Genomic DNA, 21,453 nt, shown 5'->3' on the forward strand with positions numbered 1-21,453 from the left:
CGCAACCGCGGCCTACACCCCCCATTGGAGTGGTCTTCTTCACGCATTCGCACCATGCGACACAGGGCGCCCACTAGTGTCGATGAACATGAAGATCGCTTTCGTCGGCAAGGGCGGCAGTGGCAAGACGACGCTGTCGTCCCTGTTCATCCGCCACCTCACAGCCGCCCGCCTGCCGGTCATCGCTGTGGACGCCGACATCAACCAGCACCTCGGCGTCGCGCTGGGTCTGGACGAGGCGGAGGCCGCCGCGCTACCCGCCCTGGGTGCCCAGCTGCCGCTGATCAAGGACTACCTGCGCGGAACGAACCCTCGCATCGCCTCCGCCGACAGCATGATCAAGACAACTCCGCCCGGCGAGGGATCGCGCCTGCTCCGCATCGACGAGGACAACCCGGTCTACGACGCCTGCGCGCGCACCGTCGCGCTCGACGACGGCCAGGTCCGGCTGCTGGCCACCGGCGCCTTCACCGAGTCCGACCTCGGCGTCGCCTGCTACCACTCCAAGGTGGGCGCGGTGGAGCTGTGCCTGAACCATCTCGTCGACACCCGAGAGGAGTTCATGGTCGTCGACATGACCGCGGGCAGCGACTCCTTCGCGTCCGGCCTGTTCACCCGCTTCGACATGACCTTCCTGGTGGCTGAGCCCACCCGCCGAGGCGTCGCCGTCTACCGCCAGTACAAGGACTACGCACGCGAGTTCGGCATCGCTCTGCGCGTGGTGGGCAACAAGGTGCAGGGCCCCGAGGACGTCGACTTCCTCCATGACGAGGTCGGCGACGACCTGCTGGTGACCTTCGGCCACTCCGACTGGGTGCGGGCGACGGAAAAGGGTCGCCCGCACCGCTTCGAGCTGCTGGAGGAGGCCAACCAGTGCGCCCTGCGCACGCTGCACGAGACGGCGGACGCCGCGTACGAGCGCCGGGACTGGCGGCGCTACACCCGACAGATGGTGCACTTCCATCTGAAGAACGCGGCGAGTTGGGGCAACGAGCGCACGGGCGCCGACCTGGCGACCCAGGTCGACCCCGGCTTCGTCCTCGACGAGCGGCTGACCGCGAGCCCTCAGCCTGTCTGACCGGCTGGCCAGCTGACCGTTCAGCCGGGCCGGCTGGCTGGCCGGCCGTTCGGGCCGGGGTGGCCGAGCCTCCGGCAGCCGCCGCCCCGGCCACCCCCGGCCCCCGTTCCGGCTACCCCGGCCCCCGGTCCCGGCTACCCCTGACCGTCGTCCCTGCCGCCCTCTGGCCGCCGGCCCGGCTGGACCGCCTTCCGGTCCCGCTGCGAGCCGCGCTTCTCCGTCCGCTCCCTGCCGCCGGGCCGCCTCTCGGCGTGCCCCTTCGCCGCCTTGTGCGGCCGCCCCTTGCGTGCGTGCGCCGCGTTCCCACCCGCCTCAGACCCGAGGACCTCGAGCCCATGGGGCCGGTACCCGCGAGCGTCGCGCCCATAAGTCCTGTGCCCGTAGACCTGCCCATCGGTCTTGTGCCCGTCGGCTTTGAGTGAAGGGTTCTTGTGCGCCTCCGCCGTCGGGCGCTCCCGCTTCACCACTCCGCCTGTGCGTCCGTGGACGTCGCCGCCCCGCTCGCCCTCACGCGCCTGACTCTCAGGGCCATGGGCCTTATGCCGCTTCCCCTTATGCCCCTTGGCCTTATCGCTCTCGTTCTTGTGCGCCTTGGACGCCGGCCCGTGATGCTTCTTGGGAGGCTTGGAGTCCGTTTCGAAGGGAGCGGCCAGATAGGACGCCCAGCCGCCCGGCGGCCGCTCGCCGACCTCCAGAGCGCGCAGTCGGGCGAGGACTTCGGGATGCTGCGCGTCCATCCAGTCGGCCAGTTGCTTGAAGGAGACGCAGCGCACCCCTTCGCGCGGGCAGAGCGTCTCGATGGTCTCCTCGACGGCGCGCATATACGTGCCGCCGTTCCATGATTCGAAGTGGTTGCCGATGAAGAGCGGAGCACGATTGCCGTCGTAGGCCCGGCCGAAGGCGGCGAGCATGCCGTCGCGCATCTGCCGGCCCCAGCCCGCGTGCATCGCCGGGTTTCCGCGGGCGGTGCCCGACTGGTTGGCGAGGAAGTTGTAGTCCATCGACAGCGTTTCGAAGGCGCGGCCCGGAACCGGGATCTGTTGCAGTGGGAAATCCCAGAGCCCGCCCAACTTGCCCGGCCACACCTGCTGTCCTCCGCTGGAACTGGCGTCGTAGCGGAAGCCCAGCGACCGGGCGGCCGGAATCAGATTCCGCTGCCCTTCCAGACAGGGCGCGCGGCCGCCGACGAGTTCCCTGCGGTAGTCGAACGGCAGCGGCTTGGCGTCCTGGATGCCGGAGGTGGTCTTCCAGTGGGCCACGAACCACTCGGCCTGGCGGATCTCGCTCCGCCACTCCTGCGGCGTCCAGGTGCCGACGCCGTCGCCCGGTCCACAGAAGTGCCCGTTGAAGTGGGTGCCGATCTCGTTGCCTTCCAGCCAGGCGCCGCGGAGCTGCTCCACGGTGTTGCGGACGCCCCGGACGTCGTTGAAGCCGATGGCGGAGGCGCCACGGGAGTGCCGGGGCGGGTCGTAGAGGTCGCGCCGGTGCTCCGGCAGCAGATACACGCCGCTGAGGAAGTAGGTCATCGTCGCGCCGCTGCGCTTGGCGACCTTGCGGAAGCGGGAGAAGAGGCGCTGGCCGTCCTCGCCCGCGCCGTCCCAGGAGAAGACCACGAACTGCGGCGGCGCCTCACCCGGTCTCAGGCGGTGGGGGGTGGGCTGCCGCGGCTGCGGCCCGGTGTACGCGGTCGAGCCGTCACCGATGAGCGTGACCGACGGCGCGCCCGGCTTCGGCGCCGCATGCCCCTGCTGTCCTTTGCCTCCCTTGCCTCCCTTGGGGACCCGGTGGCCCTTGCGGCCGTCCTGGCCGCCGTGCGGAGCCGCGCCTTCGGCCGCCTGATGCCCGGGGGTCCGCTCCGATCGCGGCCCCGTCGAGCAGCCCGCCGCCGCGGCGGCCAGCACGGCCGTCGCGGCGAGCACCACCGTGAACTTCCTCCCGGCCGCCATCAGCCACCTCGTCTCCTCTGCTCCGGCCGTCACTCCGGGGCCGCATGCGGTGCCGTGCGTGTGCCTCTCACACGCCCTCAGAACGCCGGGCAAACCTCGCATAGAGCATTAAGCGGACAAATAGCGACAAGCCACTTGAAACGAATATTCACTCGAACGGCGGAACCTGGCCGCCACTCTGATCAAAAAGACTTCTCGGGACCTTTACTCGCCATTACGATTCGTTTACCAGCGCTTGGGAGTAATCAGACCATCACCCACCGTGACCCACGACCGCGGACTCCGTTCACGGCCGCGCAGCCCCGGGAGGAGACGGCAATGTCTCAGCAGCTCTTGAACCGGATCGACAGGTCCGGCTGGCGTCGCGACCTCTCCGCCTCGGTCGTCGTCTTCCTGATCGCCATCCCGCTCTCTCTCGGCGTCGCCCTGGCCACCGGGGCGCCGCCGGAGGCCGGGCTCGTGGCGGCCGCGGTCGGCGGGCTGGTCGCCGGCCTGCTCGGCGGCGCGCCGCTCCAGGTCAGCGGCGCCGCGACCGGCCTGGTCGTCGTCACCACCGACCTCGTCCAGCGGTACGGATGGCGCACGACCTGCGCGATCACCGTCTGCGCGGGCCTGGCGCAGCTCGCCCTGGGCGCCCTGCGGGTGGCCCGCGCGGCGCTCGCCATCAGCCCGGCGATCGTGCACGGCATGCTGGCGGGCATCGGCGTCGTCATCGCGATCGGCCAGCTCCACGTGCTGCTGGGCGAGCGTCCCGACGCGTCGGCGCTCCGCAACCTCGCCGCCCTGCCGGCCGAGCTCCGCCACCCCCATCCGGCCGCCCTGGCGATCGGGGCGGTCACCGTCGCCGTGCTGGTCCTGTGGCCACGGCTGCCGGGATCCGTGGGGCGGGCGCTGCGCACGGTCCCGGCGCCGCTGGCCGCCGTGGTCATCGCCACCACGGCCAGCGTCTCCACCACGCTGCCCCGGGTCGATCTGCCGTCCTGGCGGCCGCACGCCCTCCCGGGAGTACCGGACGCACCGGCGCTCGGCCTGATCGCCGCGGTGCTCACGGTCACGCTCGTCGCCAGCATGGAGTCGCTGCTCTCCGCCGTAGCCGTGGAGCGGCTGCACGCCGAGCGGCCGGGCGTGGGCAGGGTCCCCGCACCCCGTCTGAACCGCGAGCTGGCCGGCCAGGGCGCGGCCAACATCGTCTCGGGGCTGCTGGGCGGCATGGCGATCGCCGGCGGGGCGATCCGCGGCTCGGCCAACGTCAAGGCCGGCGCCGTCTCCCGGCGCTCCGCCGGGCTGCACGCGCTCTGGGTGGTGCTGTGCGCGGGGCTGCTGGCCGGGGCCCTGGAGCTGATCCCCCTCGCCGCGCTGGCCGCGCTGGTCATGGTCGTCGGCGTGCAGATGGTGAGCTTCGCCCACATCAGGCATGTGCAGCGGCACCGGGAGTTCCCCGTCTACGCGGCCACGCTGGGCGGCGTCGTGCTCCTCGGCGTGCTCCAGGGGGTGGCCGTCGGCATCACGGTCGCCGTCTTCACCTCGCTACGCCGGCTCACCCGTACGCGGATCACCGTCATCGAGGAGGCCGACCGGCACCGGGTGCGCGTCGACGGCCAGCTGACCTTCCTCGCGGTGCCCCGGCTCTCCCGGGCACTCTCCCAGGTGCCCGCCAAGGCGAACGCCGTGATCGAGCTCGGCGGCTCGTTCATGGACCACGCCGCCTACGACGCCCTGCAGTCCTGGTCGAACGGGCATCGGGCGCAGGGGGGTTGGGTCGCCCTCAGCGGTCGCCACGGAGGGCCGATCGCCGAGCCCGCCAGCGCGCACATCTGCCGCCCGTGGACACCCTGGCGCAACCACCACTGCACCCGGCCCACGCCGGCCGACCGCCCCGGCGGGCCCGGCGAGGGCCAGCTGCTGGGCGGGGTGAGCGCCTTCCAGCGCAACACGGCGCCGCTGGTCCGGGAGGAGCTGGCCCGACTGGCGCGCGAGGGGCAGCGGCCTACCCAGCTCTTCCTCACCTGTGCCGACTCCCGGCTGGTGACCAGCATGATCACTTCCAGCGGCCCGGGTGACCTGTTCACCGTGCGCAACGTGGGGAACCTGGTCCCTCCCCCCGGTGCCCAGGTCGCCTGCGACTCGGTGGGCGCGGCCATCGAGTACGCCGTGGAGGTGCTGAAGGTCAGCAGCATCACCGTGTGCGGGCACTCCGGCTGCGGCGCGATGCAGGCCCTGCTCGGATCCTCCCAGGAGCCCGGCGCCCAGACGCCGCTGGCCCGTTGGCTGCGCCACGGGCGCCCCAGTCTGGCCCGGATGGGCCGCATCGGACGGCTGGGGCGCGGCGAGATCGCCCTGGCCGACCGGCCGGTCGCCGACGATGTGGAGCGGCTGGCCCTGGTCAATGTGGTGCAGCAGTTGGAGCACCTGATGGCGCACCCGTGCGTGGCCCGCAGCGTGGCCGAGGGCCGGCTCGCGCTGCACGGGATGTACTTCCACGTCGCCGAGGCGCAGGCGTATGTGCTGGACCGCAGGACGGCGACGTTCTGCGCGGTGCGACCGGAGGTGCTGGACGCCGTACACCCCTGACCTGGCCGTCCCCCCACACGGCCGTCCCCCCACACGGCCGTCCCCCCACACGGCCGTCCCCCCACACGGCCGTCTCCCCGAAGCGTCCGTGTCCCGATGACTCCGTCATCCAGACAGCGCCCCCAGACAGCTCGCAACGCTCCTCACACCACCAGCCCCCGGCTCGTCCGTCGCGGTGGCGCGGCGCCGACTGCACGCCACCGCGACGGCCTTCCCCCGGGAAGCCCACCCGGTCGCGTCACCGGCCGCGTGAGCCGGTCGCGTTCACCTGACGGGCCTTCTCGGCGGGGTCAGTCGGAGAGCTCGTCGCTGAGCCGCTCCGGTACACACGGGCCGACTTCGCCGCGGTAGGCGCCGAGCACCACCGACCGCCTGTCGTCGTCCCCCGTGGACCACTTGAGGCGCCGGTTCTCGATGGTGAGGGTGTCACCGGGCTTCAGCTCGTGTCCGAGGGTCCAGTCCTCGGTGGGTGCCGCGTCGCCTGCGGTGGGTTCGGGTGCCGGCGTCTCCCCGGCCGCCTCCGGCGGCGCCTTGTCGACCGGAGCGCCGTCGGTGAAGTCGATCCGACCCTCCTGCCGACCGCGGGTGGGCGCACACCCCATGCCTGCGGGCGGGTTGTCGATCACCGCCTTCACGCCGACCTTTCGCAGCTCTCGCGCCAGTCCACGCTGCTGCTCCGGGCTGAACGAGGCGTCCTCGACGCTGACGGTGACCGTCCCGTCGGAGTGCTTCTCGACCGCGTACGCGGACGTCGTCGCGGACCCCGGCAGGGCCACGGCGCCGGCCGCCGCCGCGCCGCAGGCCGCCAGCCCCAGCGCGGCCCGGCGCACGGTGACCAGACGGCGTCGTGTCACCGGCTCGGTCCGGGTCGCGGAGTCGAGCCGAATCTCGCTGACGAGCTCAGCCAGCAGCCGGTCCTCGAAGGTCGTCTTCATGCTTCTCCCCTTGCGTATTCCCTGGAGTGGGCAAGCCGGGCGCCACCCGGGCGGGTTGAGGTCGGAGTCGAGTGGGGCGCGGCGCCGGACTCCGGTGCCGCCGCGGGCGGTTGGGTCACCGCGCGCAGCACCTTGCGGGCCCGGTGCAGCCGCACCCGCGCGGTGACCTGCCGTATGCCGAGCGCCGCGGCGGCCTCGGCGACCGTCAACTGGTCGACGACGACCAGCTCCAGGAGCGCGCGCTCCCCTTCGGGGAGCCCCTCCAGCGCGGCCAGCGCGCGCCGCCCGACGCTCTCCGCGTCGAGCTTGTCCTCCAGCCGCGCGAGGTCGTCGGAGTCGAGCAGCCGGTGTCCGGCGATCCGCGCGCCCAGCGCGGACTCCCGTGCGGTGCGGCGCCGTTCGGCCGAGACGACGTTACGGGCGATGCCGTACAGCCAGGCCGTCTCGCTACCCCGGCCCGGTCGGTAGGTGTGCCCGGAGTCGATCACCGCGAGGAACACCTCGGCGGTGAGGTCGGCGACGGTGTACGGATCGGCCACCCGGCGCGCCACGAAGCGGGTGACGCCGTCGATATGGCGCCGGTAGAACTCCTCGAACGCGACCGGATCTCTCGCTGGGTGCACTGCTTCGTCCTCTCGCCTGCCTGCCTTCACCTCTACTTGGCTGGAGGGCCGCAGAGCGTTACACGCCGGCTGCCGCCTGAGCGAGGCGCGAGGCAGCCGGACCGGCGCCCCGAGGAAGCCGGCCTGACACCCGCGGAGGCCGGTGTGGCGCGAAAGAAGACGATCTACGGAGCCGAACGGGCCATCGCGTACAGGTCTAAACCAATAATTGCCGGGAACCCTTGTCAGGGCGTGCGCCGGCCTGGTGAGCTAAGGCTTCGAGACAACGCGCACCGCCGGGAAAGGACGATGACGTGAGCAACGAAAGCCTGGCCAACCTCTTGAAGGAGGAGCGCCGCTTCGCGCCGCCGGCCGAGCTGGCCGCGCGGGCCAACGTCACCGCGGAGGCGTACGAGCAGGCCAAGGCTGACCGGCTGGGCTTCTGGGCCGCGCAGGCCCGCCGGCTGAGCTGGGCGTCCGCGCCGACCGAGACGCTGGACTGGTCGAACCCGCCGTTCGCGAAGTGGTTCGCCGACGGAAAGCTCAACGTGGCGTACAACTGCGTCGACCGCCATGTGGAGAACGGCCTCGGCGACCGCGTGGCCCTCCACTTCGAGGGCGAGCCCGGCGACACCCGCTCGATCACCTACGCCGAGCTGCTCGGCGAGGTCTCCCGCGCCGCCAACGCCCTGACCGAGCTGGGCGTCCAGGCCGGCGACCGGGTCGCCATCTACATGCCGATGATCCCCGAGACGGTCGTCGCCATGCTGGCCTGCGCCCGGATCGGCGCCCCGCACTCCGTGGTCTTCGGCGGCTTCTCGGCCGACGCCCTGGCCACGCGCATCCAGGACGCCGACGCCCGCGTCGTCATCACCGCCGACGGCGGCTACCGGCGCGGCAAGCCCTCCGCGCTCAAGCCCGCCGTCGACGAGGCGCTGACCCGCCCCGGCACCGAGAGCGTCCGCAGTGTGCTGGTGGTCCGCCGCACCGGTCAGGAGACGGCCTGGACCAAGGGCCGCGACGTGTGGTGGCACGACCTGGTGCGGCGCCAGTCGGACCAGCACACCCCGCAGGCGTTCGACGCCGAGCACCCGCTGTTCATCCTCTACACCTCGGGCACGACGGGGAAGCCGAAGGGCATCCTGCACACCACCGGCGGCTATCTGACCCAGGTGTCGTACACCCACCACGCCGTCTTCGATCTCAAGCCCGAGTCGGACGTCTACTGGTGCACCGCCGACGTCGGCTGGGTCACCGGCCACTCGTACATCGTCTACGGCCCGCTGAGCAACGGCGCGACCGAGGTGCTCTACGAGGGCACCCCGGACACCCCGCACCAGGGCCGCTGGTGGGAGATCGTCCAGAAGTACGGCGTCACGATCCTCTACACCGCGCCCACCGCCATCCGCGCGTGCATGAAGTGGGGCGACGACATCCCCGCCAAGTTCGACCTGAGCAGCCTGCGCCTGCTGGGCTCGGTCGGCGAGCCGATCAACCCCGAGGCGTGGGTCTGGTACCGCAAGCACATCGGTGGGGACACCACCCCCGTCGTCGACACCTGGTGGCAGACCGAGACCGGCGCCATCATGATCAGCCCGTTGCCGGGGGTGACCGACACCAAGCCCGGCTCGGCCCAGGTCCCGCTGCCCGGCATCGCCGCCACCGTCGTCGACGACGACGCGAACGAGGTGCCCGACGGCGCCGGCGGCTACCTCGTGCTCACCGAGCCGTGGCCGTCGATGCTCCGCACGATCTGGGGCGACGACCAGCGCTACCTGGACACCTACTGGTCCCGCTTCAAGAACCGGTACTTCGCGGGCGACGGCGCCAAGAAGGACGACGACGGCGATATCTGGCTGCTGGGCCGGGTCGACGACGTGATGCTGGTCTCCGGCCACAACATCTCCACCACCGAGGTCGAGTCGGCCCTCGTCTCGCACCCGAAGGTCGCCGAGGCCGCGGTCGTGGGGGCGACGGACCCGCAGACCACGCAGGCCATCTGCGCCTTCGTCATCCTGCGCCAGGAGGCCGCGGCGGCCGAGGCCAAGGTGGAGGCGGCTTCCGCCGACGCCGAGGGGGACCTGGTCGAGGAGCTGCGGGCGCATGTCGCCAAGCAGCTCGGCCCGATCGCCAAGCCCAAGCGGATCCTGCCGGTGGCCGAGCTGCCCAAGACCCGCTCCGGCAAGATCATGCGCCGGTTGCTGCGCGATGTCGCGGAGAACCGCGCGCTGGGCGACGTCACCACGCTCACCGACTCCTCGGTGATGGAGCTCATCCAGAGCCGGCTGCCCGCCGCGTCCAGCGAGGACTGAGCCGAACGCCGCAGCCGGCGAGCGCGGAACGACCGGCTGCGGTGATCTGCGTACACGGCAATCAAAACTGCAGGTCAAAGGCACACGACCAGGAAGGGCGCCCCACGCCACAGGGGCGCCCTTCCCCGTTTCGAGCTAAAGTAGGACCCTGACGCGTAAAGATCGCGACAAGATTCACAGGCGCGCCGGGAAGTCTGGTCGGCACACAGCACACGTGTACCCGCCCGTCCGACTTCAGGAGGTCCCCCCTCGTGGCCGCCCCCATCCGCCGTAAATTCCTCGGTCGTCAGTCGCTGCCCGAGCGCACGTTCGTCGCGGACGCGCTGCGCACCGAGACGCTCGGCGGCGTGCTGCTGCTGGTCGCGGCCATCGTCGCGCTGCTCCTCGCCAACACCCCGCTCAGCGGCTTCTACCACGACGTCAAGGACTTCTCCTTCGGGCCGGAGTCGCTCCATCTGCACCTGTCCGTGGGGGCCTGGGCCCAGGACGGCCTGCTGACGGTCTTCTTCTTCGTCGCCGGCATCGAGCTCAAGCGCGAGCTGATCGCGGGCGAGCTGCGCGACCCCAAGGCGGCGGCGCTGCCGGTCGTCGCCGCGATCTGCGGCATGGCGGTGCCCGCCCTGGTCTACACCGTGGTCAACACGGCCGGCGGCGGCAGCCTGCGGGGCTGGGCGGTGCCCACCGCCACCGACATCGCCTTCGCGCTCGCCGTCCTCGCGGTCATCGGCACCGCGCTGCCCGCCGCGCTGCGCGCCTTCCTGCTCACCCTCGCCGTCGTCGACGACCTCTTCGCGATCCTGATCATCGCGGTCTTCTTCACCCAGGAGATCGACTTCCTCGCCCTGGGACTCTCGGTCCTCGGCCTCGTCGTCTTCTGGCTGCTGCACCGCAAGGGCGTCCGCGGCTGGTACGTCTACGTCCCGCTCGCCGTCGTCATCTGGGCGCTGATGCACGCCAGCGGCGTCCACGCCACGGTCGCCGGCGTCGCCATGGGCCTGATGCTGCGCTGCACCGTCCGCGACGGCGAGGAGCACTCCCCCGCCGAGCACGTCGAGCATCAGGTGCGTCCGTTCTCCGCGGGCCTCGCCGTACCGCTCTTCGCGCTCTTCGCGGCCGGTGTCTCGGTCTCCGGCGGCGCGGTCGCCGACGTCTTCACCCGGCCGGAGACGCTCGGCGTCGTCCTCGGGCTGGTGGTGGGCAAGACCATCGGTGTCTTCGGCGGCTCCTGGCTCGCCGCGCGCTTCACCAAGGCGGAGCTGAACGAGGAGCTGGCCTGGGCGGACGTCTTCGCCGTGGCCTCGCTCGCGGGGATCGGCTTCACCGTCTCGCTCCTCATCGGCGAGCTGGCCTTCCCCGCGGACCCGGTGCTGGCCGACGAGGTGAAGGCCGCGGTGCTCATCGGCTCGCTGCTGGCCGCGGTCCTGGCCTGCGTGCTGCTCAAGCTGCGCAACAACAAGTACAAGCGGCTCTGTGAGGAGGAGGATCGGGACGAGGACCAGGACGGCATCCCGGACGTCTACGAGTTGGACAAGCCCGACTACCACCTGCGGATGGCCGCCATCTACGAGGCCAGGGCGGCCGAACACCGTCGGCTGGCCGAAGTAGCCGCCGCCCAGGACACCGGCGAGGATGGTCCGGCATGATCTGAGAGGCTTGAGGACCGTAGCTCCGCGGGTGCGGAGCTCCGCAGAAGAGCAGAGGGAGATGGCGATGAGCGCAGCCGACGACAGCGGCAACCGCAGCCTCGGCCAGTTGGTGGCCACGGCGACCACCGAGCTGTCCGCGCTGGTCCACGACGAGATCGCACTGGCCAAGGCCGAGATCCGACAGGACGTCAAGCGGGGCGCGATCGGAAGTGGCGCCTTCATCGCGGCGGGTGTGCTGGTGCTCTTCTCGCTGCCGGTGCTCAGCTTCGCCCTGGCGTACGGCTTCCGCGCCTGGACCGGACTCGGTCTGGTCTGGTGCTTCCTCATCGTCGGCGGCCTGTACTGGCTGCTGGCGGCGGTGCTCGGGCTGCTGGCGATGGCGAAGTTGAAGAAGGTCAAGCCGCCCCAGAAGTCCATCGATTCCGCGAAGCAGACCGCGGCGGTGCTCTCGTACGTCAAGCCGCATCCGCGTGCCACCGTCGATGGCCACCGGGTGGACGTCGATGTGACACGCTCGACTGCATGACGGCTCCCGATTCCGCTGCCGCGCTCGTACGGTTGGACGGCCCCTGGACCCACCGGGACGTCGCGGCCAACGGTGCGCGCTTCCACATCGCCGAGCTGGGCGACGGTCCGCTGGTACTGCTGCTCCACGGTTTCCCCCAGTTCTGGTGGACCTGGCGGCACCAGCTGACCGCCCTCGCCGACGCCGGCTTCCGGGCGGTGGCGATGGACCTGCGCGGCGTGGGCGGCAGCGACCGTACGCCGCGCGGCTACGACCCGGCCAACCTCGCCCTCGACATCACCGGCGTCATCCGTTCGCTCGGCGAACCCGACGCCGCGCTCGTCGGCCACGACCTGGGCGGCTATCTGGCCTGGACGGCCGCGGTGATGCGGCCCAAGCTGGTGCGACGGCTCGTCGTCGCCTCCTCGCCGCACCCTCGGCGCTGGCGCTCGGCCATGGTCGCGGACGTCAAGCAGTCGGCGGCGAGCAGCCACATCTGGGGGTTCCAGCGGCCCTGGATCCCGGAGCGTCAGCTGGTCGCCGACGACGCGGCCCTGGTGGGGCGGCTGATCCGGGACTGGTCGGGGCCGCTGCTGCCCGACGACGAGACGGTGGACGTCTACCGTCGCGCCGTGTGCATCCCCTCCACGGCGCACTGTTCGATCGAGCCGTACCGCTGGATGGTGCGGTCGCTGGCCCGCCCGGACGGCTTCCAGTTCAACCGGCGTATGAAGCGGCCGGTGCGGGTGCCGACGCTGCATCTCCACGGTTCACTCGACCCGGTGATGCGCACCCGCAGCGCCGCTGGTTCGGGGGAGTATGTGGAGGCGCCCTACCGCTGGCGGCTCTTCGACGGCCTCGGCCACTTCCCCCATGAGGAGGATCCGGTGGCGTTCTCGACCGAGCTGATCGACTGGCTGCGGGACCCGGAACCCGACCGTTAGGCGACGCCCCGTCAACCACCAGGGAAACGCCCGTACGACCAACTGCCACTTGCCCGTCGCATAGGCCAATTGACGCCTCCACAGGCGATTACGGACCTTGAGGCACGGGCAGAGTCCCGGGTATGGGCTGGACGCACGACTACCGTGACGCACCGAGCGAGCGCGGCTCCGACGCCAATGCCAACACCACGCTGAGCGTGTCCGAGCGACGCGCTCCCGGACATCCGCAGGGCCCCCTCGCGCCGCAGGGCCCGGGTCCGCTGGGCGGCCATGCTTCCCGCATCGGCATCCCACGGATCATCCGCCGCCGGGCCCGCTGGGTCTCGGCGCGGCTGCGCCACCACCCGCGCAGCCGCTGACAGCGCTCGCGCTGCCAGCCGGCACCCTCCGCGAGACCGCTGACACCCCTCGCGCGGCCGCTGACACCATCCGCACGACCGCGACACCCTTCGTGCGGCCGGTCGAAGGTGCCCGGCGCCGCCTGATTCCGCCCGGGGCGGGGCCGGGGTCCGCCTGTCCGCGCTACAGGGCGCAGCCCTGGCTGTCGGCCTGACCGGTGGCGGTGCGCCCCTGCTCGACGTCCTCCCGGACCTCGTCGGCGGTCAGCGCGTACCCCGTGTCCGGGTCGTCGAGCGACTTGGCGAAGACGACGCCGTACACCCGTCCCTCGGGGGTCAGCAGCGGGCCGCCGGAGTTGCCCTGCCGCACCGTGGCGTAGAGCGAGTAGACATCGCGGCGGACACTGCCCCGGTGGTAGATGTCCGGACCGGTGGGCTGCATACGTCCGCGCACGCGCGCGGCGCGGACGTCGAAGGAGCCGTTCTCCGGGAAGCCGGCGACGATGGCGTCGTTGCCGCTGCGCGCGTCGCCCTCGGTGAACTTCAGCGCGGGAGCGCGCAGCGAGGGGACGTCGAGGACGGCGATGTCGCGCTCCCAGTCGTAGAGCACCACCCGGGCGTCGTACGTCCGGCCCTCGCCGCCGATCTGCACGGTCGGCTCGTCGACACCGCCGACGACATGCGCGTTGGTCATCACGCGGTGCGGCGCGAAGACGAAGCCGGTGCCCTCGAGGACCTTTCCGCAGCTCGGGGCGGAGCCGACGACCTTGACGATGCTCTGCTTGGCGGCCGTGGCGACGGGGCTCTCGGCCAGCGCCGGGTCGGGCGGCGGGACGGAGGTGATGGGCTCGTTGGCGAACGGGGAGAAGACCTGGGGGAACCCGTTCTGCGCGAGCGTGGCGGAGAAGTCGGCGAACCAGGTGTTGGCCTCCTCCGGGATCACCCGGGAGACGCCGAGCAGCACCCGCGAGTTGCGCACCTCCTTGCCGAGCGTCGGCAGCGAGGTGCCGGCCAGCGCGGAGCCGATCAGCCAGGCGACCAGCAGCATGGCGACGACGTTGACCAGCGCGCCGCCGGTGGCGTCCAGGGCGCGCGCCGGTGACCAGGTGATGTGCCGGCGCAGCTTGTTGCCCAGGTGTGTGGTGGCGGCCTGTCCGATCGAGGCGCAGACGATCACCAGCACCACCGCGGTGACCGCGGCGAAGGTGCCCGGCGTCGCCTCGTCGGTGGCGGCGTCCCAGATCACCGGCAGCAGATAGACGGCGATCAGGCCGCCGCCGAGGAAGCCGATGACGGACAGCACACCGACGACGAAGCCCTGGCGGTAGCCGACGATGGCGAACCACACGGCGGCGAGCAGCAGCAGGATGTCCAGCACGTTCACCGAAATTTGCCTCGCAATGATGTCGCCGGGACCGTGGGCCGGCCGGGGCTCCCGGGGCGGCCCTCCCACCGGCCCGCGCGGCGCCCCGGAGCGTCGGCGACGGGGCCGCCGGGCCGGTGGCGGCCGCTCATGTCGGGGTCCCCGGGAGAAGACGGCACGGGGACAAACCTCTCATGCCTGCCAGTCGAGCGAGACCTGTCGGTCCCGGTCCCAGGGGAGCTCCCAGCCCGCGTAGTGCAGCAGGCGGTCGATCACCCCGGCGGTGAAACCCCACACCAAGCCCGCTCCAACGGTGAAGGCGGGGCCCTGGTGCCCACTGGGGTGAAGCGCCATGGCCCGATTGTCCGGATTGGTGAGATCCGCCACCGGCACGGCGAAGACCCGCGCCGTCTCGGCCGGGTCCACCGGCGCGACCGGGCTGGGCTCGCGCCACCAGCCGAGCACGGGGGTCACGACGAAGCGGCTGACCGGGATGTACAGCCGGGGCAGCACCCCGAAGATCTGGACGCCGGTGGGGTCGAGGCCGGTCTCCTCCTCGGCCTCGCGCAGCGCCGCGCGCAGCGGGCCGATCCCGTCCGGGTCTCCGTCCTCCGGGTCGAGCGCGCCGCCGGGGAACGAGGCCTGCCCCGGGTGCGCGCGCAGCGACCCCGCGCGCTCCATGAGCAACAGCTCCGGCCCGCGCGGTCCCTCGCCGAAGAGCACGAGCACCGCGGACGGACGGCCGCCGCCCTGGGCGGGCGGCAGGAAGCGGCTGAGCTGGAGCGGCTCGATCGTCTCGGCGACCCGCGCGACGGGCTCCAGCCACTCGGGCAGGCCCTGGGCGCTGACGGCGACGCCGCCACCGTAGGTGCTCGTCATCCGGCGGCTCCCAGCGGCGCGGCGGCCTTGCCGGGGTAGTCGGCCGGGGGGCTGAGCCGCTGGCCGGGCTGGCCGCCCAGCTCGTACTTCAGCAGCTTTCTGGCCTTCTCGGGGTCGGTCTCGCCCTCTCCGTACGCCGGGCACAGCGGGGCGATGGGGCAGGCGCCGCAGGCGGGCTTGCGGGCGTGGCAGACGCGCCGGCCGTGAAAGATGATCCGGTGCGAGAGCATCGTCCACTCGCTCTTGGGGAAGAGCGCGCAGACCTCGGCCTCGACCTTGTCCGGGTCCTCCTGCGTGGTCCACTTCCAGCGCCGGACAAGTCGCCCGAAATGGGTATCAACGGTCACGCCGGGCACCCCGAACGCGTTACCCAACACCACATTGGCCGTCTTTCGCCCGACGCCGGGCAGCGTGACGAGGTCCTCCAACCGCCCCGGCACCTCGCCGCCGAACCGGTCCCGGAGGGCGGCCGAGAGCCCCAGCAACGACCTCGCCTTGGCCCGGAAGAACCCGGTCGGCCGAATCAGCCGCTCCAACGTCTCGGGATCCGCGGCCGCCATCTCCTCGGGGGTGGGATAGGCGGCGAAGAGGGCCGGAGTGGTCTGGTTGACGCGCAGGTCGGTGGTCTGGGCGGAGAGGACGGTGGCGACCAGCAACTGGAAGGGGTTCTGGAAGTCCAGCTCGGGGTGGGCGTACGGATACAGCTCGGCGAGCTCGCGGTTGATCCGGCGGGCGCGACGGACGAGCGCGACGCGAGACTCCGACTTGGCGGGCTTGGCAGGCTTGGCGGGCTTGGCGGGCTTCTCGCTCGTGGCGGACTTGGCAGCCGCGGGGACCTTCGCGCTCTTCGCCGCCCCCGGGGCCTTCGTGGGCTTCGCGGTCCTCGACGCTCCGGCCGGCGCGACGCCCTCGGCGGTCGGGGCGACATCCTGCGTGGCCGGCGCGGCCTCCGAGGCGGCGGCGCTGGGCCTTTTGCTCGACTTCACGGCTTTCGCGGCAGCACGGGGCGGGTGTTCGCCCACAGCGGAATTTCGAGGTGCGCTCACCCGTCCAGCCCCCTTGCCCTGTGCTCTCACCGGCCTATTGGACACCCGGCCAGCCTAAGCCCAGGCACTGACATCCGCCCCGGTCGCACGAAATCGGCCGCCCAATCGGACCCCTGCCGTACGGTCCCATGGACCGGTGCGTCAAACTTGTGATTGATCGCACTGTTTTACCGTCCGGCATCATGGGGACCAAGGTCCCCTGTGCGTGTCGACAAGGAGAGATCTCGTGGACGACGTTCTGCGGCGCGCCCCGCTTTTCGCGGCGCTCGATGACGAGCAGGCCGCTGAGCTGCGCGCCTCCATGGGAGAGGTCACCCTCGCCCGAGGCGACGCACTCTTCCACGAAGGGGACCCGGGCGACCGCCTGTATGTGGTCACCGAGGGCAAGGTGAAGCTCCACCGCACCTCTCCCGACGGCCGCGAGAACATGCTGGCCGTGCTCGGTCCCGGCGAGCTGATCGGCGAGCTGTCGCTCTTCGACCCCGGCCCGCGCACCGCCACCGCGACCGCCCTCACCGAGGTGAAGCTCCTCGGCCTCGGCCACGGCGACCTCCAGCCGTGGCTCAACGCGCGCCCCGAGGTGGCCAGCGCCCTGCTGCGCGCCGTCGCCCGGCGCCTGCGCAAGACCAACGACCAGATGTCCGACCTGGTCTTCTCCGACGTCCCGGGCCGTGTCGCGCGGGCGCTCCTCGACCTGTCGCGCCGCTTCGGCGTGCAGTCCGAGGAGGGCATCCACGTCGTACACGACCTGACCCAGGAAGAGCTCGCCCAGCTCGTCGGCGCCTCGCGCGAGACCGTGAACAAGGCCCTCGCCGACTTCGCGGGCCGCGGCTGGCTGCGCCTGGAGGCCCGCGCCGTGATCCTGCTGGACGTGGAGCGCCTGGCCAAGCGGTCCCGCTGACGCGGGTTCGCCACGGGCACACCGGTGCGGGGCCGTCCCGCACCCGCACGCCATAGGCACGAAGGGCCCCCGCCGGGCATCCGGCGGGGGCCCTTCGCCGTTGCCGTCGCCTGGCGGACCGATCCGCCGTACGACAGCCTGGCGGACCGATCCGCCGTACGGCGCGGGAGGATCCCGTAGCGCGTCGCCGCGCGCCGGCACCCGGTGGGCGCGACCACCGCGGGCGGCGACCACCGGGCGTGCTCCGGCCCGACCGGCCGTGGCCGAGCCCCGCGCCCCCGTACGCCTCAGATCAGCCCATGCTCCCGCAGATACTCCAGCTGCGCCCGGACCGACAGCTCCGCCGCGGGCCACAGGGAGCGGTCCACGTCCGCGTAGACGTGCGCGACGACCTCCTCCGCCGTGCGGTAGCCGTCCTCGACGGCCGTCTCGACCTGGGCGAGGCGGTTGGCGCGGTGGGCGAGGTAGTACTCGACCGCGCCCTTGGCGTCGTTGAGGACGGGGCCGTGGCCGGGGAGCACCGTGCTCACGCCATCGTCGACGGTCAGGGAGCGGAGGCGGCGCAGGGAGTCGAGGTAGTCCCCGAGGCGGCCGTCGGGGTGGGCCACCATGGTGGTGCCGCGGCCGAGGACCGTGTCGCCGGTCAGCACGGCGGCGTCGGCGGGGAGGTGGAAGGAGAGCGAGTCGGCGGTGTGGCCGGGGGTGGGGACCACGCGCAGTTCGAGGCCGCCGGTGGTGATGACGTCCCCCGCCGCGAGGCCCTCGTCGCCGAGTCGCAGGGCGGGGTCGAGGGCGCGCACCCGGGTCCCGGTGAGCTCCGCGAAGCGCCCGGCGCCCTCCGCGTGGTCGGCGTGTCCATGGGTGAGCAGGGTGAGGCCGACGCGCTTGCCGGCCCGCTCGGCGGTGTCGACGACCGCCTGGAGGTGGCCCTCGTCCAGCGGTCCCGGGTCGATGACGACGGCGAGGTCGGAGTCGGGCTCGGCGATGATCCAGGTGTTGGTGCCGTCCAGGGTCATCGCGGACGGGTTGGGCGCCAACACGCACACCGCGCGGGCGGTCGCCGGACCGCTGATCGCGCCGCCGCGCGGCTGTCCCGGCAGGGAGGCTGCGTAGGTCATGAGGTGGCTCCGCCCGTGGGTCCCGTGGGGACGTGCTTGGTGAACTCGTCGTGGCCCGGCCAGCTCAGCACGATCTCCTCGCCGACCAGGCTCGCCCGCGCGAGCACCGGTGTCAGGTCGAGCCGCTCGGCGGCCGCCAGCGCCTCGGCCGCCGTGCCGTACGGCGCCACCTGGCGCAGCGTCGCGATGGTGGGCGGCATCATCAGCAGCTCGCCCTTGTCGTAACCGTCGGCGGCGTCCTGGGGGCGGATCCAGACCGTACGGTCCGCCTCGGTCGAGGCGTTGCGCGTGCGCTGGCCCTCGGGCAGCACGGCCACGAAGAACCAGGTGTCGTAGCGGCGCGCCTCGAACTCCGGGGTGATCCATCGGGCCCAGCCGCGCAGCAGGTCCGAACGCAGCACCAGGCCGCGGCGGCTGAGGAAGTCGGTGAAGGACAGCTCGCGGTCGACCAGCGCCGCGCGGTCCGCCTCCCAGTCGTCCCCGGAGGTGTCCGCGACGACCGTGTCCGCCGTGGGCCCGGCGAGCAGCACGCCGGCCTCCTCGAAGGTCTCCCGCACCGCGGCGCACACGATCGCCTGCGCCGCCGCCCCGTCTCCCGCCAGCCCCAACCGCTCGGCCCAGACGTCTCGCGCGGGCCCGGCCCAGGCCACCGGTCGGTCGTCGCGCGGGTCCACCGCGCCGCCCGGATACGCGTACGCGCCTCCGGCGAAGGCCATGGAGGCGCGTCTGCGCAGCATGTGCACGGCGGGGCCGTCGGCACCGTCCCGCAGTAGCAGCACGGTGGCGGCACGGCGTGGGGCGACCGGGGTGAGTTCGCCGGCGGCGAGCGCCCGGATGCGATCCGGCCACTCGGCCGGGTACCACTGGCCGTTGGCGGCGGGCGGCGTGGGAGGCGTGGGCGACGCCGGTGACACGGACGACGACGCGGACGGGCCAGGCGACATGGACGGCATGGCCGGATGGTATGCGCTCGCGGGCGGATGTTCGAGAGGCGCCGCCCTGACCAGCCGGTTCTTCTCCCCCTGTGGCCCGCCGGGTGTCCACGGACGTGCCGTTGCGGTCGCGGTCGCCGAACGGGCCGGACAAGCGAAGGTGCCGCCAGGAGAGCGCCCGGGGCCGATCCCGGGCCGACTCCTGGCGGCACCCGCTCTGACGGTCGAAACGGTGAGCGCCCTCGCGTGAGCACGTATGGCCGGGGGCCGCATCGCCCCGCGCGGCAAGCAATCGCGGCCTGCGCGGCGAACACGCGCAGGCCGTGGTCCACGGTCCACGGTCCACGGTCCGCATGGTGAACGCGCCCCGCGCGGTGCGCGGTTTCGGCGCGCGGTGACCAGACCCGGCCCGCGCGGCGACTCCGACCCGCGCCGTGAACCCACGTCGTGCGGTCGGACCGAGCCTCTCAGCCGGCTCGGTCCACCCGTCGCCTACGACCGTTTCCGGCCGCCCGGCCCGTACAGACAGATCGCCCGTACAGACGATCGCCCGTTCGGAGAGCTCGTTCGTTCGGAGAGCTCGTCCGTTCGGAAAGCTCGTCCGTTCGGAAAGCTCGTCCGTTCAGACAGCTCAGTCCGCGATCTCGACCTGGATCTCGACCTCGACCGGCGCGTCCAGCGGCAGCGCCGCCGCGCCCACGGCGCTACGCGCGTGCACGCCCTTGGCGCCCAGGACCTCGCCCAGCAGCTCGCTGGCGCCGTTGATGACGCCCGGCTGGCCGGTGAAGTCCGGAGCCGAGGCGACGAAGCCGACGACCTTGACCACGCGGACGACCTTGTCGAGGTCGCCGATCACCGACTTCACGGCGGCCAGGGCGTTCAGCGCGCAGATCCGCGCCAGGTCCTTGGCCTCTTCCGGCGTCACCTCCGCGCCGACCTTGCCGGTCACGCCCAGCTTGCCCTCGACCATCGGGAGCTGGCCCGAGGTGTAGACGTACGAGCCCGTACGGACCGCCGGGACGTACGACGCGATGGGCGCCGCGACGCCCGGCAGCCGCAGGCCGAGCTCCGCGAGCTTCTCCTCGACCGCGCTCACGCCTGCTTCTCCCGCTTCAGGTAGGCCACCAGCTGCTCGGGGTTGTTCGGGCCCGGCACGACCTGGACGAGCTCCCAGCCGTCCTCGCCCCAGGTGTCCAGAATCTGCTTGGTCGCATGCACGAGCAGCGGCACGGTCGCGTATTCCCACTTGGTCATGGTGCTGACTGTAATGCCTCTCTCGCGGGGGCTCGTGCGTACTCCGTACGGCGACTGGTTAGGCTCCCGAATGTGAGCAGGCTCCATGTCGTCAGTGGCAAGGGCGGAACCGGCAAGACCACGGTCGCCGCCGCACTCGCGTTGGCCCTCGCGGCCGAGGGCAAGCGGACACTGTTGGTCGAGGTAGAAGGCCGGCAGGGTATCGCGCAGCTCTTCGAGACGGAGGCGTTGCCTTATGAGGAGCGCAAGATCGCGGTTGCGCAGGGCGGCGGCGAGGTGCACGCCCTGGCCATCGACCCCGAGTACGCGCTGCTCGACTACCTCCACATGTTCTACAAGCTCGGCAGTGCCGGGCGGGCGCTGAAGAAGCTCGGCGCCATCGACTTCGCGACGACCGTCGCGCCCGGGCTGCGCGATGTGCTGCTGACCGGCAAGGCCTGCGAGGCGGTGCGCCGCAAGGGCAAGGACGGCCGGTTCGTCTACGACCACATCGTCATGGACGCGCCGCCGACCGGCCGGATCACCCGCTTCCTGAACGTCAACGACGAGATGGCGGGGCTGGCGCGCACCGGCCCGATATACAACCAGGCGCAGGCGGTCATGCGGGTGCTCAAGTCCCCCGAGACCGCGGTGCACTTCGTGACGCTGCTGGAGGAGATGCCGGTCCAGGAGACCGCGGACGGCGTCGCCGAGCTCCGCGCGGAGGGCCTGCCGACGGGCGGGGTCATCATCAACATGGTCCGTCCGGCGATCCTGGACCAGGCGGCCGTGCAGGCCGCCGCCAACGGCCAGCGCACGGCCGTGGCCAAGGCCCTGTCGGAGGCCGGGTTGGGCGGCGCGCGCCGCGGCGGACTGGCGGAGCGGCTGGTCGACCCGCTGCTGGAGCAGGCGCGCGAGCATGCGGAGCGGGTGGCGCTGGAGCACGCGCAACGCGCCGAGTTGGGGCGACTGGGGCTGCCGACCCACGAGTTGGAGCTGCTGAGCGACGGGATCGACCTGGCCGGGCTCTACCGGCTGGCGGCGGACCTCCGCAAGCAATGGACGGCATGAGCGGCGGGCACCGGACCGGGCCGCGCGAGGGAA

18 protein-coding genes and 1 pseudogene are annotated in these 21,453 nt (G+C 72.2%); 9 read left to right on the plus strand and 10 right to left on the minus strand.

Going from position 1 to position 21,453, the window contains the following annotated elements; all coding sequences use genetic code 11:
- Positions 1-88: 88 nt before the first annotated feature.
- Positions 89-1,078 (plus strand): ATP-binding protein, encoded by a 990-nt coding sequence (locus tag CD790_RS10760; protein ID WP_144382965.1) that lies wholly within the window; start codon positions 89-91, stop codon positions 1,076-1,078.
- 644 nt (positions 1,079-1,722) lie between these two features.
- On the opposite strand, the pseudogene CD790_RS10765 reads toward CD790_RS10760, so the two are convergent.
- Positions 1,723-3,024 (minus strand): annotated as a pseudogene (locus CD790_RS10765) (hypothetical protein); the annotation flags it as partial.
- A gap of 318 nt (positions 3,025-3,342) precedes the next feature.
- Here CD790_RS10765 and CD790_RS10770 point away from each other — a divergent pair.
- Entirely contained in the window at positions 3,343-5,595 is a 2,253-nt protein-coding gene (locus tag CD790_RS10770) for a bifunctional SulP family inorganic anion transporter/carbonic anhydrase (protein ID WP_144382966.1), read from the plus strand.
- A gap of 290 nt (positions 5,596-5,885) precedes the next feature.
- Here the strand turns inward: CD790_RS10770 and CD790_RS10775 are convergent, their stop codons facing one another.
- Entirely contained in the window at positions 5,886-6,530 is a 645-nt protein-coding gene (locus tag CD790_RS10775) for a hypothetical protein (RefSeq protein ID WP_144382967.1), read from the minus strand.
- Positions 6,527-7,153, minus strand: coding sequence for an RNA polymerase sigma factor (locus CD790_RS10780; protein ID WP_144382968.1), 627 nt, complete (start codon positions 7,151-7,153; stop codon positions 6,527-6,529). Before CD790_RS10780 ends, CD790_RS10775 begins: the two co-directional genes overlap by 4 nt.
- 293 nt (positions 7,154-7,446) lie before the next feature.
- On the opposite strand from CD790_RS10780, the gene acs reads away from it, so the two are divergent.
- The 5 genes from acs to CD790_RS10805 all read left to right on the plus strand — a co-directional run bounded on the left by acs (position 7,447) and on the right by CD790_RS10805 (position 12,898).
- A complete protein-coding gene (gene acs / locus CD790_RS10785; protein WP_144382969.1) occupies positions 7,447-9,444 on the plus strand; it encodes an acetate--CoA ligase in 1,998 nt (665 codons plus the stop codon).
- Between the two features lie 251 nt (positions 9,445-9,695).
- Entirely contained in the window at positions 9,696-11,087 is a 1,392-nt protein-coding gene (nhaA, locus tag CD790_RS10790) for a Na+/H+ antiporter NhaA (protein WP_144382970.1), read from the plus strand.
- A gap of 67 nt (positions 11,088-11,154) precedes the next feature.
- A complete protein-coding gene (locus CD790_RS10795; RefSeq protein ID WP_144382971.1) occupies positions 11,155-11,616 on the plus strand; it encodes a phage holin family protein in 462 nt (153 codons plus the stop codon).
- A complete protein-coding gene (locus CD790_RS10800; protein WP_144382972.1) occupies positions 11,613-12,539 on the plus strand; it encodes an alpha/beta fold hydrolase in 927 nt (308 codons plus the stop codon). Before CD790_RS10795 ends, CD790_RS10800 begins: the two co-directional genes overlap by 4 nt.
- 122 nt (positions 12,540-12,661) lie before the next feature.
- A complete protein-coding gene (locus CD790_RS10805; protein WP_144382973.1) occupies positions 12,662-12,898 on the plus strand; it encodes a hypothetical protein in 237 nt (78 codons plus the stop codon).
- Between the two features lie 163 nt (positions 12,899-13,061).
- Here CD790_RS10805 and CD790_RS10810 read toward each other — a convergent pair whose 3' ends face one another.
- The 3 genes from CD790_RS10810 to nth form a co-directional block, all read right to left on the minus strand.
- The gene (locus CD790_RS10810; RefSeq protein WP_144382974.1) at positions 13,062-14,261 is read right to left on the minus strand and encodes a MarP family serine protease; all 1,200 of its coding nucleotides are present in this window, start codon (positions 14,259-14,261) and stop codon (positions 13,062-13,064) included.
- Between the two features lie 171 nt (positions 14,262-14,432).
- Positions 14,433-15,119, minus strand: coding sequence for a CoA pyrophosphatase (locus CD790_RS10815; protein ID WP_144382975.1), 687 nt, complete (start codon positions 15,117-15,119; stop codon positions 14,433-14,435).
- Positions 15,116-16,105 carry an endonuclease III gene (nth, locus tag CD790_RS10820; protein ID WP_313956493.1) on the minus strand — a complete coding sequence of 330 codons (990 nt, stop codon included), beginning with the start codon at positions 16,103-16,105 and terminating at the stop codon, positions 15,116-15,118. Before nth ends, CD790_RS10815 begins: the two co-directional genes overlap by 4 nt.
- Positions 16,106-16,391: 286 nt before the next feature.
- On the opposite strand from nth, the gene CD790_RS10825 reads away from it, so the two are divergent.
- A complete protein-coding gene (locus CD790_RS10825) occupies positions 16,392-17,066 on the plus strand; it encodes a Crp/Fnr family transcriptional regulator (RefSeq protein WP_014061749.1) in 675 nt (224 codons plus the stop codon).
- Positions 17,067-17,353: 287 nt separating this feature from the next.
- On the opposite strand, the gene CD790_RS10830 is transcribed toward CD790_RS10825, so the two are convergent.
- The 4 genes from CD790_RS10830 to CD790_RS10845 form a co-directional block, all read right to left on the minus strand.
- Positions 17,354-18,184 (minus strand): MBL fold metallo-hydrolase, encoded by an 831-nt coding sequence (locus CD790_RS10830; protein WP_144382976.1) that lies wholly within the window; start codon positions 18,182-18,184, stop codon positions 17,354-17,356.
- Complete coding sequence (locus tag CD790_RS10835) at positions 18,181-19,128, minus strand: NUDIX hydrolase (RefSeq protein ID WP_399217436.1); 948 nt, start codon at positions 19,126-19,128, stop codon at positions 18,181-18,183. Before CD790_RS10835 ends, CD790_RS10830 begins: the two co-directional genes overlap by 4 nt.
- A gap of 619 nt (positions 19,129-19,747) precedes the next feature.
- Complete coding sequence (locus tag CD790_RS10840; RefSeq protein WP_144382977.1) at positions 19,748-20,212, minus strand: RidA family protein; 465 nt, start codon at positions 20,210-20,212, stop codon at positions 19,748-19,750.
- On the minus strand, positions 20,209-20,370 hold the full coding sequence (locus CD790_RS10845; RefSeq protein WP_003975360.1) for a DUF4177 domain-containing protein: 162 nt from the start codon (positions 20,368-20,370) through the stop codon (positions 20,209-20,211). The genes CD790_RS10840 and CD790_RS10845 overlap by 4 nt, the downstream gene beginning before the upstream one ends.
- Positions 20,371-20,442: 72 nt before the next feature.
- On the opposite strand from CD790_RS10845, the gene CD790_RS10850 reads away from it, so the two are divergent.
- Positions 20,443-21,420, plus strand: coding sequence for an ArsA-related P-loop ATPase (locus tag CD790_RS10850; protein ID WP_144382978.1), 978 nt, complete (start codon positions 20,443-20,445; stop codon positions 21,418-21,420).
- Positions 21,421-21,453: the final 33 nt, after the last annotated feature.

This window comes from Streptomyces sp. SAJ15, assembly GCF_007595705.1.
Lineage (GTDB): Bacteria > Actinomycetota > Actinomycetes > Streptomycetales > Streptomycetaceae > Streptomyces.

Bases quoted from the DNA above. Each gene is read 5' to 3' on its own strand.
- CD790_RS10800 (WP_144382972.1), top strand. From the start codon at position 11,613: ATGACGGCTCCCGATTCCGCTGCCGCGCTCGTACGGTTGGACGGCCCC.
- CD790_RS10770 (WP_144382966.1), top strand. From the start codon at position 3,343: ATGTCTCAGCAGCTCTTGAACCGGATCGACAGGTCCGGCTGGCGTCGC.
- CD790_RS10815 (WP_144382975.1), bottom strand. From the start codon at position 15,119: ATGACGAGCACCTACGGTGGCGGCGTCGCCGTCAGCGCCCAGGGCCTG.
- CD790_RS10775 (WP_144382967.1), bottom strand. From the start codon at position 6,530: ATGAAGACGACCTTCGAGGACCGGCTGCTGGCTGAGCTCGTCAGCGAG.
- CD790_RS10805 (WP_144382973.1), top strand. From the start codon at position 12,662: ATGGGCTGGACGCACGACTACCGTGACGCACCGAGCGAGCGCGGCTCC.
- CD790_RS10845 (WP_003975360.1), bottom strand. From the start codon at position 20,370: ATGACCAAGTGGGAATACGCGACCGTGCCGCTGCTCGTGCATGCGACC.
- CD790_RS10830 (WP_144382976.1), bottom strand. From the start codon at position 18,184: ATGACCTACGCAGCCTCCCTGCCGGGACAGCCGCGCGGCGGCGCGATC.
- CD790_RS10835 (WP_399217436.1), bottom strand. From the start codon at position 19,128: ATGTCGCCTGGCCCGTCCGCGTCGTCGTCCGTGTCACCGGCGTCGCCC.
- CD790_RS10760 (WP_144382965.1), top strand. From the start codon at position 89: ATGAAGATCGCTTTCGTCGGCAAGGGCGGCAGTGGCAAGACGACGCTG.
- CD790_RS10795 (WP_144382971.1), top strand. From the start codon at position 11,155: ATGAGCGCAGCCGACGACAGCGGCAACCGCAGCCTCGGCCAGTTGGTG.